Consider the following 15,807-nt stretch of genomic DNA (forward strand, 5'->3'; position numbering starts at 1 on the left):
GTTTTAAATAATTAGAAAAAGAAAAAAGTGGGGTTCTTAAGCAGTAATTATTGAATATTTGATATGGATTTTTCTCTTTCAACGTAATTTATTCATTTTTTGAAGATGCGAATATACTTAAAAACCAAAACTTACCAGCACCCACATAAACACCTAAAAACAAGATGTTTAATAAAAAAATAAATGCAAGATATTTATAAATATCGACTCGTTTTTCATGAATTTAGATTCTCTTTAATTGTTAACTGAATTTTTTCTGCGTTGATTTACACTGTATTTATAAGTAGGGAAAGTTCTACGTGAGAAAGAAAAATAACCTCTTTATTTTTTACTCTAAAAAGTAGAGAGGTTTTAAATTAAAAAAATATGGCTAAGCAAATATTTCCGAAAGAAATTATAGAAAACAGTGTTCAAGTACACCAATTCAAACATTCTAATAAAAGTAAAATTATATACAGTCTTATTTTACTTGCTTTAATTGTTGCTTTTGTTTCTCTTCCTTTTATTAAAATCACAATCTACAACACCTCTCAAGGATTAATTAGAGCAGATAAAGAAAGAATAACGATAAATAGCAGTGCAAGCGGTAAAACTGTTTTTCATCAGCTTAAAAACAACCTACAAGTACAGAAAGGAGACACGTTGATAGTAATTAATAATTTAGCAATAAATCAAAAAATTGAAAACATTGATAGTCAATTAGAAGACACTAAAACATTTATTAATGATTTAAAGTTATTAACCACAGGTACGTTTCATGTAAAAAACCTTAAATCTTTAAAATATCAACAAGAAGTAAGTTTTTATAGACAAAAACTCAACGAATTAAAAACTCGTTTTAGAAAAATTAAAGAAGATTATAAAAGAAATAAAAGCTTATTTGAAAAAGGAGTCATTGCCAAAGTAACACTTAATAATAGTAAGTTAGAATATGATTTAGCTTTAAATGCTATTTCTCAATACAAAAAGCAACAATTTAGTAATTGGCAAAATCAATTGGTTAACTACCAAAACCAATTAAAGGAATTAGAAAACAATAATACTCAATTAAAAGAAAACAATAGTTTATCTATTATAAAAGCTCCAATTACTGGCACATTATTAAATGTAAAAGGAATTGAAAATGGTAGCTTTATTTCTAACGGACTTCAACTAGCAGAAATTTCACCAAAAACCGATTTAATTGTAGAATGCTATATACCCCCTAACAATATAGGTTTATTAAAAAAGGACAATAAAGTTAATTTTCAAGTAAGTGCTTTTAATTATAATCAATGGGGAGTAGCAACAGGAAAAATAATAGAAATTGGTAACGATGTCCAAATGGTTAACAATACACCTATGTTTAAAGTTTTGTGCTCTTTAAATCAAGAGTTTTTACAATTAAAAAACGGGTTTAAAGGACACTTAAAAAAAGGAATGTTTGTAAACAGTCGTTTCGAACTCACCCAACGTACATTATTTGATTTACTCTATGACAAAATGGACAATTGGTTAAATCCAACAACTCAAGTTGCGAAAAACTAATACTTATCATCATTACAGGGTACAAAGCAATTTCTTCTTCTAGTAATGACAAATAAATTTAAAAAAAAAGAAATATGAAAAATCTAAAAACCTTAGAACGCTTACAACAACTACACGGTTTAATTACCAATGAAAATACAGGTACTCCAAAAGAACTGGCGAATTTATTACAAATAAGCCAACGTTCTGTTCATTTATTAATAGAACAGTTAAAGGATTATAACGCTAATATTTGTTATAGTAGAAGCAGGAAAACTTACCATTATTGTGAAGATTTCGACTTACAAGTATCTATCTCTGTAAACGTATTAACCAATAACGAAGTAACCCAAATATTTGGTGGTAGTTATTTTTCTTCAACAAAATTACACATTGCAAGTTAGTTGCAGTGGGTGCATCTATATTTGGAGTATTAAAATATTATTAGGTGCACATTATAATATTTTAATATAGGTTATAGGTGAAAAATTATTGATATAATATTCTTTAATCAAACAATGATTTAAAACTATAATCAAAATATAAAATATTAATCTAAAATATAATTTTATGAAAAGTTTAAAGAGTTTTGGAGTTAAAGAACTAAATACTGACGAAATTAAAAAAACTAATGGAGGTAATCCATTTCCTTGGTTACCTTATTTAGCAATAGCAATCATAGCATATGATGCTATTGATGGTTTAGCCGCTGGTATTAAAGAAGAAGCTGCTAAAGGATAAAATTAAAATAACATAAAAATAGAAAAATGAAAAATTACAGAGAATTATCAAACAACGAATTAAAAAACATTAACGGAGGTGGTTTAATTTTTGAAATCTTCAAAGCTATAGGTAAAGGTTTAGTTAGAGAAGGTAGAGCTGCTTCTGCTGGTAACTGGACTAGTACTAAATATGGGTCTTGGCAAGGTTAAAAACAAACAATAAGTCAGTTTTACTTATAAAACTGACTTGTTTTATCCTTTATTCATGTTTTTTATACAAAATACTAAATATAAAAAAGGATATAACTTTAATTAAAACATTCTACTAAAGAAAAATGTTTTATTCAATGCTATTTAATTGAAGTGAATACATTTATAATTGAAATATTAACAATAAATAATAATTTTATGAAAAATTTAGAAAATTTTCAGGTTAAAGAGTTGAATAATTTTGAAATTCAAAAAACTAATGGAGGAGGTCTTATTTTTGACTTATTTAAGGCTATTGGAAGAGGCTTTGTTAGAGAAGGCCGTGTAACAGGAAATCCTGGAGCTTTAAAAGCTGGAGGAGCTTGGCATGGTTAAAATATTATACCAACACTTTTATTAAAACATAAAAATGTTTGACTAAAAAATGTTTACTGCAATTTTATTACAGTAAACATTTTTTTATTTGTTTAGATATTCAAAATAAATGGCAAAGACAACAATAAAACAACATGATATTACTGATTGTGGAGCAGCATGCTTAGCATCTATATCAGCTCATTATAATTTACAATTACCTATAGCTCGTATACGTCAGTATGCAGGTACAGATAAAAAAGGCACAAATCTATTAGGTCTTATTGAAGCAGCAGAAAAACTAGGTTTTGAAGCTAAAGGTGTACGTGGTGAATTAGATAGTTTGTTTAAGGTACCTAAACCTACTATTGCACATATAATTGTTAAAGAACAATTACACCACTACGTAGTTATTTACGAAGTAACCAAAGAGTATATAAAAATTATGGATCCTGGAGATGGGAAAATCCATAAAAAAACACATGAAGAATTTTTAAAAGAATGGACAGGTGTTTTAGTTTTATTATTACCAAAAGAAGAATTTACTACAGGTAATGAAAAAGTGTCTGTTTTAAAACGCTTTTGGTTTTTATTAAAGCCTCACAAATTTGTTTTATTGCAAGCCTTAATAGGAGCGGTTGTTTATACATTATTAGGGTTTTCTACCTCTATTTATATACAGAAAATTACCGATCATGTCTTAATTGGAGGCAACACCAAATTATTAAACTTATTAAGCATTGTAATGCTTGCATTACTGGTATTACAAATTGTAATTGGTATTTTTAAAGATGTATTTCTTATTAAAAGTGGACAGCAAATAGATGCTCGTTTAATTCTGGGCTATTACAAACACTTATTAAAATTACCACAGCAGTTTTTTGATACCATGCGTGTAGGAGAAATTATTTCTCGTATTAACGATGCAGTAAAAATTAGAACTTTTATAAACGATGTTTCATTGAGTTTAACGGTTAATATTCTTATCCTATTTTTCTCTTTTGGTATTATGTTTATGTATTATTGGAAATTAGCATTAATCATGTTATTAGTTATCCCTTTGTATCTAGTGATATATTTAATTATAAATAAATTAAATAAAAAAACAGAACGTAAAATAATGGAGAGTTCTGCTGATTTGGAAAGCCAGTTAGTAGAATCTTTAAACTCTGTGGGAACTATTAAACGTTTTGGTCTAGAAAGTTTTGCTAACGTTAAAACAGAAACGCGTTTTATAAGTTTATTAAACGTTGGATATAAATCTGCTTTAAACTCAATTTTCTCAGGAACTTCAACAACCTTTATAGCACAGTTATTTACTATTATTTTATTATGGTCTGGTTCTTATTTTGTTATTGAGAGAGAAATTACTGCAGGAGAATTAATGTCTTTTTATGCTATTATAGGATATTTTATGAGTCCAGTAGCAAGTTTAATTGGAGCGAATAAACAAATACAAAATGCATTAATCGCAGCCGACCGTTTGTTTGAAATCATGGATTTAGAACGAGAAGAAAATGAAAACAAAATTGTATTAAGAAAAGATAAAATTGAAGATATCGAATTTAAAAACGTAGCTTTTAGATATGGTACAAGAGTACAAGTATTTACTGATTTTAACTTAAAAATTAAAAAAGGAAATATTACAGCTATTGTTGGAGAAAGTGGTTCAGGTAAATCAACATTAATATCCTTATTACAAAACTTATATCCTTTACAAAAAGGACAAATAACCATTGGAGATTTAGATTTAAAATATATACAACATGAGAGCTTACGTGAGTTGGTAAGCGTTGTACCTCAAAAAATAGACTTATTCGCAGGTAATGTAATTGATAATATTGCCGTTGGAGATTTTGCCCCTAATATGGAATTGATAATAGACATTTGTAAATCAATTGGAATTTTAGAGTTTATAGAAAGTTTACCTAATGGGTTTAATACATACTTAGGAGAAAATGGAGCTACTTTATCTGGCGGACAAAAGCAACGAATTGCTATTGCTAGAGCATTATATAAGCAACCAGAAGTTTTGGTACTAGATGAGGCAACTTCTTCTTTAGATTCTTCTTCTGAGAATTATATTCAAAAAGCAGTAGAAACCTTACGTGAACAAAATAAAACAATTATAATTATTGCTCATAGATTAAGTACAGTAGTAAATGCAGATGATATTGTAGTTCTACAAAAAGGAAAAGTATTAGAGCAAGGAAATCATAATTTACTATATAATAAACAAGGAAAATATTATGATTTATGGCAACAACAAATTCCTAAACTATTGTAATTTTCTACATTTAAAAAAAACGTAATCATTAAAAAAATGAATTACGTTTTTTTTGTACTCGAGGTGGGAATCGAACCCACACTCCCGAAAGAACTGGATTTTGAATCCAGCGCGTCTACCAATTCCGCCACTCGAGCGTTAAAGTGCACTGCAAATCTAAAAAATATTTTAATTAATTCGTTTAAAAATAACTTTTAAACTCTCAAAATAGTTTTACTTTTGCCCTAACAACAACATTAACTATAAATACACTTTTATAAATGGCTATAAATCAATTAAGCCCGAAGATTTTTGCATGCTCTCAAAGTATGGAATTGGCAGAAGAAATTGCTAAAGAATACGGAGCAGAATTAGGAAATGTAAAAACAACTCATTTTAGTGACGGTGAATTTCAACCTGCTTTTGAAGAATCTGTAAGAGGACGTAGAGTTTTTCTTATTGGTTCAACTTTTCCAAATGCAGACAATTTAATGGAAATGTTACTAATGTGCGACGCTGCCAAGCGTGCTTCTGCAAGACACATTACAGCTGTTATGCCATATTTTGGTTGGGCTCGTCAAGACAGAAAAGACAAACCACGTGTAGCCATTGGAGCAAAATTAGCTGCTAAACTATTAGAAGCTGCTGGTGCTACTCGAATTATGACAATGGATTTACATGCTGATCAAATTCAAGGTTTCTTTGAAAAACCAGTAGATCACTTATTTGCTTCTACTATTTTTCTTCCATACATCAAAAGCTTACAGTTAGACAATCTTACAGTAGCTTCGCCAGATATGGGAGGTTCAAAAAGAGCCTATGCTTATTCTAAATATTTAGAAAGTGATGTAGTAATATGTTATAAACAACGTCAAAAAGCTAATGTAATTTCTCATATGGAATTAATTGGTAACGTAGAAGGTAAGAATGTTATTCTTGTTGATGATATGATTGACACGGGAGGAACACTTACAAAAGCAGCAGATTTAATGATGGAAAGAGGGGCAATAAGTGTACGTGCTATTTGTACTCACCCTATACTTTCGGGTAATGCTTATGAAAAAATTCAAAATTCACAGCTAACCGAGTTAATTGTTTCAGATACAATTCCTTTAAAAAAGAGTGTATCTAAAATAAAAGTTGTAACTTGCGCCGCTTTGTTTGCTGATGTGATGCATAAAGTTCAAGACAATACATCTATTAGCGATCAATTTTTAATGTAAATAAATATAATAAATAGAAAGTAATGAAATCAATTACAATCAACGGATCTCAAAGAGAAAGCGTAGGTAAAAAAGCAACAAAAGCCTTACGTAATGCTGGAAAGGTTCCTTGCGTATTATACGGAGGAGATAAGCCTGTACACTTTTCAGCTGATGCAAAAATGTTCACGCCATTAGTATATACTCCAGACGTATTTACTGCTGCGATTGAATTAGATGGAACAAAATACAGCGCTGTATTACAAGACATTCAGTTTCACCCAGTAACTGACAATATCTTACACGTAGATTTCTACCAGTTATTTGAAGATAAAGCTGTAACTATGGAAATCCCTGTACGTTTAGTAGGTAGTGCAAAAGGTGTTATGGTAGGTGGTGCTTTACGTCACAACTTACGTAAATTAAGAGTTAAAGCTTTACCAGCTAACTTACCTGACTTTATCGAAGCTGATATTACTGAATTACAAATTGGTAATAAATTATACGTTACTGAGTTAAAGAATGATAAATTTGAAATACTACACCCAGATAACACAGTAGTAGCTCAAGTACGTATGTCTCGTAATGCTGCTAAAGCTGCTGCAGAAGCTGAAGCATAATCAGTTTTTACACTAAAATATAAAAGCGTTACCGTTGTGTAACGCTTTTTTTTATTTTTGACACATGTTTTTAAACTCTTGTTTTTCTAAATTAAAAAGCTTTTTTAGAACACAATCAACAAATACAGAAAAGAATACAATGAAGAAATTTTTAGTGGTAGGATTGGGTAACATTGGTGAGAAATACCACAATACACGTCATAATATAGGTTTTAAAATCGTTGATGCTTTTGTAAAAGAACACGAAGGTAGTTTTGAAACTGAAAAGCTTGGAGACATTGCTAGGCTAAGAATTAAAGGAAAAACTGTAATTGTATTGAAACCTAGCACTTATATGAATTTAAGTGGAAAAGCAGTTCAATACTGGATGAAACAAGAAAATATCAAAGTAGAAAACCTATTGGTAATTACTGATGATTTAAATATCGATTTTGGTAAAATTCGTATTAAAGCCAAAGGTAGCTCTGGTGGACATAATGGATTAAAAGATATCCAAGATAAATTTAATACAGGTGCTTATCCTCGTTTTCGTTTTGGTGTAGGAGCTAATTATGGCAGAGGACGTCAAGTTGATTTTGTATTAGGTGAATGGTCTAATGAAGAAGAAAGCGAAATGATTGAACGTATTCCTACTTCGGTAAAAGCAGTTACTTCTTTTATTACTGCAGGTTTAGCCAATACCATGAATGAATTTAATGGAAAGTAAAACTCATATAAAAACTAAAAAAGCCAAGGAAAAACCTTGGCTTTTTTTATTTAATTCCTAGTAATTTATTAAATGTTCTTATTTCACATTTATAAAAATCACTCCATTTTTTTAATAATTCTTTCATATTGTTCTATTTCATTTATACTAATTAGTAATTAAATATGAACAAATGTTACATTCTAATTAATTATCTGAAGCAAACCACTCTGCAAAGCTAGTATCTGTTTCTTGTAATTTTATAGCATGTAACTGAAGACCTTCTGGTAAACGTTTCTTAATTTTTTCAGCAAAATCGATTACCATCATTTCACTTGTAGGTTGATAATCGACTAAAATAACATGATGTCCTCTATCTTTTAACTCTTTAGCTAATTCAACATGCGGTGTATTTTTATTAAACACTGTTGCATGATCAAAAACATCAACAATTTCTTCTTTAACAATCTTTTTTAGATCTCCAAAGTCAATTACCATTCCGTATTTTACGTTAGACGTATCGGTAATTGGTTGCCCTAAAACAGTTACTGAAAGTTTATAACTATGCCCGTGAACATTTTTACACTTTCCATCATAACCGTATAAAGCATGCCCTGTTTCAAAAGTAAACTGCTTTGTTATTCTAATGTTGCTCACTATCTTTTAAATTTTTTATTACTTCTGTATTTATTATAAAAGTATACTACTGCTACTCCAGCTGCTAAAATGGCAAATAAATAATCTCCACCCATAATTCTAAATTTTTTATTCGCCGAATGTACGAATTTGTTTGACAACTTTAGTTAATAACCATACGAAACCTAAAGAAATAACAATTCCTAATAGAATAACAAGCTTTGGGTTATGATGTATCCATTTACCAACTTCATACCCAAATTGATAACTTTTATCCCCTTTTACCTCTTGAAATAAAAACATAATTTACTTTTTAAACTTAGCTAGTGCTTTTTTAGTAAAATCAGATAACACCAATTTTCCTGAAGTAACCGCTCTTTCTATCAACAACTCTTCCCAGTGTTCTGTACCTTTCCACAAAGCTTTTTTCATCTCTTTTAAAGCTTCAGGATTATAAGATGCTAGCTTTTCAGAAAAAATCTCAAGCTCTTTATCTAAATCAGAAATAGATTCAAAAACACGAGCATACAAACCTTTCTCTTTTGCCCAATAAGCATTTTTCCAATTAGTAGCATCTAAAGTTAATTCAGCTAATCCACTAACGCTTATTTTACGTTCTACAGCAGGTGCTATAACAAATGGACCAATACCTATTGTAAACTCAGAAAGTTTAATAGAAGCATGCTCTGTAGCAAATACATAGTCGCAAGCAGCTGCTAATCCAACTCCACCTCCTACAGTTTTTCCTTGTACACGACCTACAATTAGTTTAGAGCAACGACGCATTGCATTAATCACATTTGCAAATCCAGAAAAGAAACTTTTTCCGTCTTCCAAATTATCAATAGCAACTAATTCATCAAAAGAAGCTCCTGCACAAAAAGCACGCTCTCCTTCAGATTTTAATATAATAATTGCTACCTCATCATTTTCTGAGACTTTATCAAGTTCTTTAGCCAGTCTTTCTAATAATTCACTTGGAAATGAATTACTCGCTGGATGACCAAATTCGATAGTAGCTACCTTATTTTCTATATGTGTATATAAACTTCCGTTTTCTCTTGTTGTCGTCATTTTTGTTCTTTGTTCAAAAATAATCTTAATTTTAGTTTTTAAAAAATTATGAAAGATCAAAACCTGTTTTTTAACCAAATAGAAGGTATTCCAGATAAAAAGGGTTTAGAAGAACTATTAACTTTATATACTTCTATTTTTAATGATGCTATTGCTGAATTCTTCCTAGAAAGAATTCAAAGTAAAGAAAAAGTGTTTTCGATAATAGCTTATTACAACAATAATCCTGTTGGTTTTAAAATTGGATATCAATACGACACAAACACTTTTTATAGTTGGGTTGGTGGAGTACTAGCACAATACAGAAAAAAAGGAATTGCTAGTAAACTAGCTAAACTACAAGAAAATTGGGCTTTACAAAACGGTTTTAAAAAATTAAGAACAAAATCAATGAATAAATTTAAACCAATGTTGATTCTTAATTTAAAAAACGGGTTTGATATTATTCAAGTTTACACCAATGAAAAAGGTCAAACCAAAATTGTTTTTGAAAAATCTATTTAAGCATCTACAACTAGAGAGGAAAATTTATTTCTAAACTTTACAATCAACGGAATTCCTCTTGCTATTATCCATGCGTAAAAAGCTGTCCAAATTGCATATAACTTATAATCCATAGAATCAAAAAACAACAATACTGGAATGAAAACAAAAGCTGTTGACAACAACAATACATTTCGTAAGTATTTCATTTCTCCCATTCCTTTAAACATTCCATCGTAAATAAAAGCAATCGAACAAACCGGCTGCATCAGTAGAATAATCCAAAAAGCACTATAAAACTGCTCTAAAACCTCTTTTTCTTGAGTAAAAATTCTTCCAATAAAATCGTAAAACACAAATCCTACCAATGCTAAAAAACCACCAAATACAAATCCGTAAACAATTAAATTCTTACCCAGCTTAACCAACGTTTTATAAGCTTTTGCGCCTAATAATTTACCTGACAAGATGTTTCCTGCAGATGAATATCCATCAATCATAAAAGCTCCCATTAACCATAGGTTCAATCCTATGGTATAAGCAGCAATATATTCCTTTCCATAAGAAGCTGCGTAAGATGTGGCGAAATATAAAGCTACGTTTAAAGCAATAGTTCTAACAAACAAGTTTAAAATCATGACTACAAAACGAGGGATTTCTTTATTAAAAGGTAATTTAAACTGTAGTGAAATTTCTGTTTTTGTAAGCAATAAATATGTTGCTATTATTGCCATAATAATTTGCGCAAAAACACTAGCATAAGCTGCTCCTTGAATATTCATTGCTGGTAAATATCCTTCAATACCATAAACCAATACAATATCTAAAATAATATTAGCTACCGTTCCTATAATAGCAATAAGCATTGGGTAATAGGTATTTTGTAACCCTCTAAATATTCCAAAAACAGCAATTACATAAAGCGTAAACGGAAAACCAAAAACACGAATTTTATAATACTCTATAGAATATTCTAAAATAGTTCCAGTAGCATTGTAAAATTCAAATATTTCTTTTGCAAAAGGGTAGCTTATACCCAAAATAATTAAACTAGTGGTAATTACTAAAACTATTGCTTGTGCTGGTAAATCTTTTACTTCATTTAATTTATTAGCTCCAACATATTGTGAAATTATAGAAGATATTCCACTACGGGTTTGTCCAAACACCCAAATTAACATTGATAAAAAAGCACCTACAATACCAATTGCAGCAATACTTTCAGTGGCATTATATTTTATATTTCCTACAATAGCTAAATCGGTGGTAGATAATAAAGGCTCTGCAACTCCAGCAATTAAAGCTGGTATTGCTAATTGATTAATCCTTTTAAAACTTATATCGTGATTCATATTCTAATATTCACCACAAAAAAACGGCTATTCTGTTATATTAAGAAACAAAACACTTAAAATTAAGAGTTTTAAATATTAATTATCTTTGCACCCTTGTGTATCAAAAAACACGATTATTATTTAAAAAAAGATTTTTATGAAACATATATTAGTTCCAATTGGTTCTTCAGACAATTCAATAAACACATTACAATATGCAATAAACTTTGCTGAAGCTGTGAATGCAAAACTATTGGTTATGCGTGCTTATAAGATATTGTCTAAAGCGGGTGCTTTTGTAAATGCGGATGATACTATGCAAAGAGAAACCAATTTGTATTTGCGAACTATGATTAATTCTGTTGATAGAAAGAATGTAGATATTAAAATGATTACTGCCAAAGGAAATGTTTTGGAAAGTATTACTTCTATTAACAGAGAATTAAATATCGATTTAATTATTATGGGACCTAAAAGTAACTCTATTAAAGAAGAGGTATTTTTAGGAAATACGTCGGGAAGTGTTTTAAAACAAACTGATATTCCTATGTTAATTGTTCCTGAAAACTATGCTTTTTCTCCTATTAAAAAGGTATTAACAGCATTTAAATCGGGGATTATAAATAAAGAAGGTGTTTTAACTCCTTTACAAAAGGTATTAACAGCTTTCTCAGCAACATCTAACTTGTTATTAGTAAAAACTCCTTCTTATACTGATAATGATTTAAAATTAGATTCAGGATTAGAAGCTATAAAATCAGAATTGACTATTACTGAAAACGCAACAACATTCCAAGGAGTTTTAGAGCATTTCCAATCACATAACCCGGATTTACTGTGTGTTTTTAGAAGAAATAGAGGTTTCTTTCAAAAACTTTGGGAAAGTAATACAATTCTAAAAAAAGAATTTCATTGTAATATTCCTGTTCTTGTTTTAAGAGGTAAATTATAATTTGCAAAAGTTTTTTGCTTCTTAATAAAAAGGAAATGACTTAAATATATTAAAAAAGGAAGCTTAATCGCTTCCTTTTTTATTTACTTTTTCACCAACATTCTCTTAATTTCATTTAACTTCATTAAGGCTTCAATTGGTGTAAGTGTATCAATATTGGTTGCTAAAATCTCTTCTCTGATATCCTCCAATAAAGGATCATCTAATTGAAAAAAGCTCATTTGCATTTCTTCATGCTGTGTTTCTTTCAAAGTGTCTTTTACCTCTTTATGTGAATGATTCTCTTCTAATTGCTTTAATATTTTTTGTGCTCTATGAATTACCATATTTGGCATTCCTGCTAATTTTGCTACATGAATACCAAAACTATGATTACTACCTCCAGCAACAAGTTTACGTAAGAAAATTATACTATTATCTAACTCTTTTACAGAGACATTAAAGTTTTTAATACGCTCAAATGTCGTAGTCATTTCATTTAACTCATGATAATGTGTAGCAAACAAAGTTTTTCCTTTTGCTGGATGTTCATGCAAATATTCAGCTATAGCCCAAGCTATTGAAATACCATCATAAGTAGAAGTTCCACGACCAATTTCGTCTAATAAAACCAAACTACGTTCCGAAATATTATTCAAAATAGAAGCCGTTTCATTCATTTCAACCATAAAAGTTGATTCTCCCATAGAAATATTATCACTCGCTCCTACTCTTGTAAAGATTTTATCTACAATACCTATACGAGCATTTTGAGCAGGGATATAACTTCCCATTTGAGCCAGTAAAACAATTAATGCTGTTTGACGTAATATTGCCGACTTACCCGACATGTTTGGTCCTGTAATCATAATTATTTGCTGTTGATTGCAGTTTAAAACTACATCATTAGCAATATATTCCTCGCCTATTGGCAATTGCTTTTCTATTACAGGATGGCGACCATTTTTAATTTCAAGGTCTGTAGTATTATCCATTAAAGGACGCACATAATTATTATCCATTGCCAAGGTTGCAAATGATAATAACACATCTATTTTAGCTATGCTTTGTGCATTCTGTTGAACAGGTTGTACAAAATCGATAATATACTGAACAAGTTTTGCAAAAATCTCAACTTCTATTTGTTGAATTTTTTCTTCTGCTCCTAATATTTTTGCTTCGTATTCTTTCAGTTCTTCCGTAATATAACGTTCGGCATTTACCAATGTTTGTTTACGAATCCATTCTTCTGGGACTTTATCTTTATGTGTATTTCGAACTTCAATATAATATCCAAAAACATTATTAAACGCTATTTTTAAACTCGTAATTCCTGTTCTTTCAGTTTCACGAGCAAGCATATTATCTAAGTATTCTTTTCCTGAATTAGATATATTTCTTAATTCATCTAATTCACTAGAAACACCACTTGCTATTGCATTTCCTTTATTAATATTTACAGGAGCCTCTTCTAAAACAGTTTCAATAATTTTATCTATTAAAGGCTTACAATCGTATAATTGTTTTCCTAATTCTTTAACCGTTTTATTTTTACTTTTCTCAGCAGCTTCCTTTATAGGTAAAATTGCTTTTAACGAGTTTTTTAATAAAATCACCTCGCGTGGCGATACTTTACCTGTAGCAACTTTTGATATCAATCGCTCAATATCTGAAACCTGCTTTAACTGATAAGAAACCGTTTCAAAGAAATCGTCATTATCAATTAAAAACTTGACCATTTCATGACGTTGCTGAATTTGCTCCAAATCTTTTAATGGCAAGGCCAACCAACGCTTTAACAATCTTCCTCCCATAGGAGAAATTGTTTTATCTATAACATCTAATAAAGAAACCGAGTTTACCGAATTACCTCCATACAATTCTAAGTTTTTAACCGTAAAACGATCCATCCAAACATAGTTATCTTCAGCAATTCTACTAATTGATTGTATGTGTTCTATTTTGTTATGCTGGGTTTCTGACAAATAATACATGGCAGCACCTCCAGCTATAATCCCGTGTTCTAATTCATCAACACCAAAACCTTTTAAGTTTTTAACCTTGAAATGATTACTTAACAATTCATTTCCATATTCTTTTTGAAAAACCCAATCATCTAAATAAAAAGTATGAAAACGATTTGTGAATAGTTCTAAAAAACGTTGCTTGTGTTTTTTCTCTACTAAAACCTCACTTGGAGTAAAGTTTTGTAAAAGCTTATCTACATATTCTTCATTTCCTTGTGCTATTAAAAACTCACCTGTAGAAACATCTAAAAAAGAAACTCCTAACAATTTTTTACCAAAATGTACCGCTGCTAAAAAATTGTTCGACTTCGATTGTAGCACTTCATCGTTTAAAGCCACTCCTGGAGTTACCAATTCGGTAACACCACGTTTCACAATCTTCTTAGTCATTTTAGGATCTTCTAATTGATCGCAAATAGCAACTCGTAAACCTGATTTCACTAATTTAGGTAAATAGGTGTTTAACGAATGATGTGGAAAACCAGCCAAAGCAGTTTCGCTTTCACTACCAGCTCCTCTTTTGGTTAAAATTATCCCTAAAACTTCAGAAGCTTTTATAGCATCTTCACCAAAGGTTTCATAAAAATCACCTACTCTAAAAAGTAACATAGCGTCCGGATATTTAGCTTTAATTCCGTTATACTGTTGCATTAGTGGAGTTACCTTTTTTGCCTTTGTTTTTGCCAAGTTTCTAGATTTTTTCAATTAGTTTTGCGAAGATAAATATTCGAATTTAAAGTTAACATTTTTTATGAGAAAACTAAAGAATAGTGAGTTAGGTAGAATTTCAGTTGATGAGTTTAAACAAACCAAAAAAACGCCAATTATTGTTGTCTTAGACAATATTAGAAGTTTAAATAATATTGGTTCTGTTTTTAGAACATCGGATGCTTTTTTAATTGAAAAAATCTATTTGTGTGGTATTACTGCTACACCACCTAACAAAGAAATTCATAAAACTGCTCTAGGTGCTACAGAATCTGTTGCCTGGGAGTATGTAGAAAACACTATTGATTTAGTTGAGTCCTTAAAAAAAGACAAGGTAAAAGTTTTGGCTATTGAACAAGCAGAAAACAGCACCATGTTAAATGAATTTACTCCTGAAAACAATCAGAAGTATGCTATAGTTATGGGAAATGAGGTAAAAGGAGTACAACAAGAGGTAGTTTCTGCTTCCGATGTTTGTATTGAAATACCTCAATTAGGAACCAAACATTCTTTAAATATCTCTGTAAGCTGTGGAGTTGTATTATGGGATTTATTTAATAAAGTTTCTTTGTAGGCCTACTTTTTATCTAAAAAATGAAGTTCTATTTTATTTTAGAATTTTTTAACGTTAGACCAATCATTGTTTAATAAACCATAGCAATCTCTTAATTTTAAGTAAACAAACACATTTTTCTTTCATAATTATGAGCAATAACAAGAGTAATCTCAACAAAGAATAAATAAAAACTAGTTTATTTACTTGGCATTCTCCTTGAAACCTTTTAATTTAGGGTCTTTAATTATCCCCCCAAACAAACTTAGTAATCTAAACACTCTTATAATATGGAAAACAGAAAAACTCAAGAAACGGATATTTCGTTAAACTTACAAAATATAGACGAAGATAGCCCAAAAGCTGATGGAGGTGGTGATTCTACTGGTGGAACTGGTAATGATGGTGGCAACACTGGTGGTAACGGATAACCCCAATACTTCTAAACAAATTAAAAACTCTTAATTTTTTATATTATAAATTAAGGGTTTTTGTC

Annotated in this window: 17 protein-coding genes and 1 tRNA gene; 13 read left to right on the forward strand and 5 right to left on the reverse strand. The window is 29.9% G+C overall.

Annotated elements, in window-relative coordinates; all coding sequences use genetic code 11:
- The first annotated feature begins 366 nt into the window (after window positions 1-366).
- The 6 genes from Q0958_RS02345 (at window position 367) to Q0958_RS02370 (ending at window position 5,079) form a co-directional block, all read left to right on the forward strand.
- Window positions 367-1,527 (forward strand): HlyD family efflux transporter periplasmic adaptor subunit, encoded by a 1,161-nt coding sequence (locus tag Q0958_RS02345; protein ID WP_299119108.1) that lies wholly within the window; start codon window positions 367-369, stop codon window positions 1,525-1,527.
- A gap of 74 nt (window positions 1,528-1,601) precedes the next feature.
- Complete coding sequence (locus tag Q0958_RS02350) at window positions 1,602-1,910, forward strand: DNA-binding protein (protein ID WP_299119109.1); 309 nt, start codon at window positions 1,602-1,604, stop codon at window positions 1,908-1,910.
- Between the two features lie 166 nt (window positions 1,911-2,076).
- On the forward strand, window positions 2,077-2,247 hold the full coding sequence (locus Q0958_RS02355; RefSeq protein ID WP_299119110.1) for a hypothetical protein: 171 nt from the start codon (window positions 2,077-2,079) through the stop codon (window positions 2,245-2,247).
- A gap of 26 nt (window positions 2,248-2,273) precedes the next feature.
- On the forward strand, window positions 2,274-2,438 hold the full coding sequence (locus Q0958_RS02360) for a bacteriocin (protein WP_299119112.1): 165 nt from the start codon (window positions 2,274-2,276) through the stop codon (window positions 2,436-2,438).
- A 198-nt stretch (window positions 2,439-2,636) separates the two neighbouring features.
- Complete coding sequence (locus Q0958_RS02365; RefSeq protein WP_299119113.1) at window positions 2,637-2,813, forward strand: hypothetical protein; 177 nt, start codon at window positions 2,637-2,639, stop codon at window positions 2,811-2,813.
- A gap of 109 nt (window positions 2,814-2,922) precedes the next feature.
- A complete protein-coding gene (locus Q0958_RS02370; RefSeq protein WP_299119115.1) occupies window positions 2,923-5,079 on the forward strand; it encodes a peptidase domain-containing ABC transporter in 2,157 nt (718 codons plus the stop codon).
- Between the two features lie 55 nt (window positions 5,080-5,134).
- On the opposite strand, the gene Q0958_RS02375 is transcribed toward Q0958_RS02370, so the two are convergent.
- Window positions 5,135-5,216 (reverse strand) — tRNA-Leu (locus Q0958_RS02375).
- A gap of 123 nt (window positions 5,217-5,339) precedes the next feature.
- On the opposite strand from Q0958_RS02375, the gene Q0958_RS02380 reads away from it, so the two are divergent.
- The 3 genes from Q0958_RS02380 (at window position 5,340) to pth (ending at window position 7,586) form a co-directional block, all read left to right on the forward strand.
- On the forward strand, window positions 5,340-6,281 hold the full coding sequence (locus tag Q0958_RS02380) for a ribose-phosphate pyrophosphokinase (RefSeq protein ID WP_272150428.1): 942 nt from the start codon (window positions 5,340-5,342) through the stop codon (window positions 6,279-6,281).
- 23 nt (window positions 6,282-6,304) lie between these two features.
- On the forward strand, window positions 6,305-6,880 hold the full coding sequence (locus Q0958_RS02385) for a 50S ribosomal protein L25/general stress protein Ctc (RefSeq protein ID WP_272150427.1): 576 nt from the start codon (window positions 6,305-6,307) through the stop codon (window positions 6,878-6,880).
- Window positions 6,881-7,019: 139 nt separating this feature from the next.
- A complete protein-coding gene (gene pth / locus Q0958_RS02390; protein ID WP_299119118.1) occupies window positions 7,020-7,586 on the forward strand; it encodes an aminoacyl-tRNA hydrolase in 567 nt (188 codons plus the stop codon).
- A 186-nt stretch (window positions 7,587-7,772) separates the two neighbouring features.
- Here pth and Q0958_RS02395 read toward each other — a convergent pair whose 3' ends face one another.
- Window positions 7,773-8,222 (reverse strand): 6-carboxytetrahydropterin synthase, encoded by a 450-nt coding sequence (locus tag Q0958_RS02395; RefSeq protein WP_272150425.1) that lies wholly within the window; start codon window positions 8,220-8,222, stop codon window positions 7,773-7,775.
- Window positions 8,223-8,507: 285 nt separating this feature from the next.
- Window positions 8,508-9,275: an enoyl-CoA hydratase/isomerase family protein gene (locus tag Q0958_RS02400; RefSeq protein WP_299119120.1), complete on the reverse strand. Its 768-nt coding sequence runs from the start codon at window positions 9,273-9,275 to the stop codon at window positions 8,508-8,510.
- Window positions 9,276-9,323: 48 nt separating this feature from the next.
- Here Q0958_RS02400 and Q0958_RS02405 point away from each other — a divergent pair, with 48 nt between their 5' ends.
- Window positions 9,324-9,779 carry a GNAT family N-acetyltransferase gene (locus Q0958_RS02405; protein ID WP_299119122.1) on the forward strand — a complete coding sequence of 152 codons (456 nt, stop codon included), beginning with the start codon at window positions 9,324-9,326 and terminating at the stop codon, window positions 9,777-9,779.
- Here Q0958_RS02405 and Q0958_RS02410 read toward each other — a convergent pair.
- A complete protein-coding gene (locus Q0958_RS02410; protein ID WP_299119124.1) occupies window positions 9,776-11,110 on the reverse strand; it encodes an MATE family efflux transporter in 1,335 nt (444 codons plus the stop codon). The two genes, Q0958_RS02405 and Q0958_RS02410, sit on opposite strands and share 4 nt — an antisense overlap.
- 139 nt (window positions 11,111-11,249) lie before the next feature.
- On the opposite strand from Q0958_RS02410, the gene Q0958_RS02415 reads away from it, so the two are divergent.
- Window positions 11,250-12,044, forward strand: coding sequence for a universal stress protein (locus Q0958_RS02415; RefSeq protein WP_299119126.1), 795 nt, complete (start codon window positions 11,250-11,252; stop codon window positions 12,042-12,044).
- 83 nt (window positions 12,045-12,127) lie between these two features.
- On the opposite strand, the gene mutS is transcribed toward Q0958_RS02415, so the two are convergent.
- Entirely contained in the window at window positions 12,128-14,737 is a 2,610-nt protein-coding gene (gene mutS, locus Q0958_RS02420; protein WP_299119127.1) for a DNA mismatch repair protein MutS, read from the reverse strand.
- Between the two features lie 64 nt (window positions 14,738-14,801).
- Between mutS and Q0958_RS02425 the strand changes: the two genes are divergently transcribed.
- Both Q0958_RS02425 and Q0958_RS02430 read left to right on the forward strand, forming a co-directional pair.
- Window positions 14,802-15,332, forward strand: a complete 531-nt coding sequence (locus Q0958_RS02425; RefSeq protein ID WP_299119129.1) for an RNA methyltransferase — start codon at window positions 14,802-14,804, stop codon at window positions 15,330-15,332.
- 269 nt (window positions 15,333-15,601) lie between these two features.
- Entirely contained in the window at window positions 15,602-15,742 is a 141-nt protein-coding gene (locus Q0958_RS02430) for a hypothetical protein (RefSeq protein WP_299119131.1), read from the forward strand.
- Window positions 15,743-15,807: the final 65 nt, after the last annotated feature.

The sequence above is a fragment of the uncultured Tenacibaculum sp. genome (genome assembly GCF_947499065.1).
In the GTDB taxonomy this organism is placed as follows: Bacteria; Bacteroidota; Bacteroidia; order Flavobacteriales; family Flavobacteriaceae; genus Polaribacter.

What these genes read in the sequence shown, in the direction of transcription:
- Q0958_RS02345 (WP_299119108.1), top strand. Translation starts at nt 367, where the DNA reads ATGGCTAAGCAAATATTTCCGAAAGAAATTATAGAAAACAGTGTTCAA.
- Q0958_RS02350 (WP_299119109.1), top strand. Translation starts at nt 1,602, where the DNA reads ATGAAAAATCTAAAAACCTTAGAACGCTTACAACAACTACACGGTTTA.
- Q0958_RS02355 (WP_299119110.1), top strand. Translation starts at nt 2,077, where the DNA reads ATGAAAAGTTTAAAGAGTTTTGGAGTTAAAGAACTAAATACTGACGAA.
- Q0958_RS02360 (WP_299119112.1), top strand. Translation starts at nt 2,274, where the DNA reads ATGAAAAATTACAGAGAATTATCAAACAACGAATTAAAAAACATTAAC.
- Q0958_RS02365 (WP_299119113.1), top strand. Translation starts at nt 2,637, where the DNA reads ATGAAAAATTTAGAAAATTTTCAGGTTAAAGAGTTGAATAATTTTGAA.
- Q0958_RS02370 (WP_299119115.1), top strand. Translation starts at nt 2,923, where the DNA reads ATGGCAAAGACAACAATAAAACAACATGATATTACTGATTGTGGAGCA.
- Q0958_RS02380 (WP_272150428.1), top strand. Translation starts at nt 5,340, where the DNA reads ATGGCTATAAATCAATTAAGCCCGAAGATTTTTGCATGCTCTCAAAGT.
- Q0958_RS02385 (WP_272150427.1), top strand. Translation starts at nt 6,305, where the DNA reads ATGAAATCAATTACAATCAACGGATCTCAAAGAGAAAGCGTAGGTAAA.
- pth (WP_299119118.1), top strand. Translation starts at nt 7,020, where the DNA reads ATGAAGAAATTTTTAGTGGTAGGATTGGGTAACATTGGTGAGAAATAC.
- Q0958_RS02400 (WP_299119120.1), bottom strand. Translation starts at nt 9,275, where the DNA reads ATGACGACAACAAGAGAAAACGGAAGTTTATATACACATATAGAAAAT.
- Q0958_RS02405 (WP_299119122.1), top strand. Translation starts at nt 9,324, where the DNA reads ATGAAAGATCAAAACCTGTTTTTTAACCAAATAGAAGGTATTCCAGAT.
- Q0958_RS02410 (WP_299119124.1), bottom strand. Translation starts at nt 11,110, where the DNA reads ATGAATCACGATATAAGTTTTAAAAGGATTAATCAATTAGCAATACCA.
- Q0958_RS02415 (WP_299119126.1), top strand. Translation starts at nt 11,250, where the DNA reads ATGAAACATATATTAGTTCCAATTGGTTCTTCAGACAATTCAATAAAC.
- Q0958_RS02425 (WP_299119129.1), top strand. Translation starts at nt 14,802, where the DNA reads ATGAGAAAACTAAAGAATAGTGAGTTAGGTAGAATTTCAGTTGATGAG.
- Q0958_RS02430 (WP_299119131.1), top strand. Translation starts at nt 15,602, where the DNA reads ATGGAAAACAGAAAAACTCAAGAAACGGATATTTCGTTAAACTTACAA.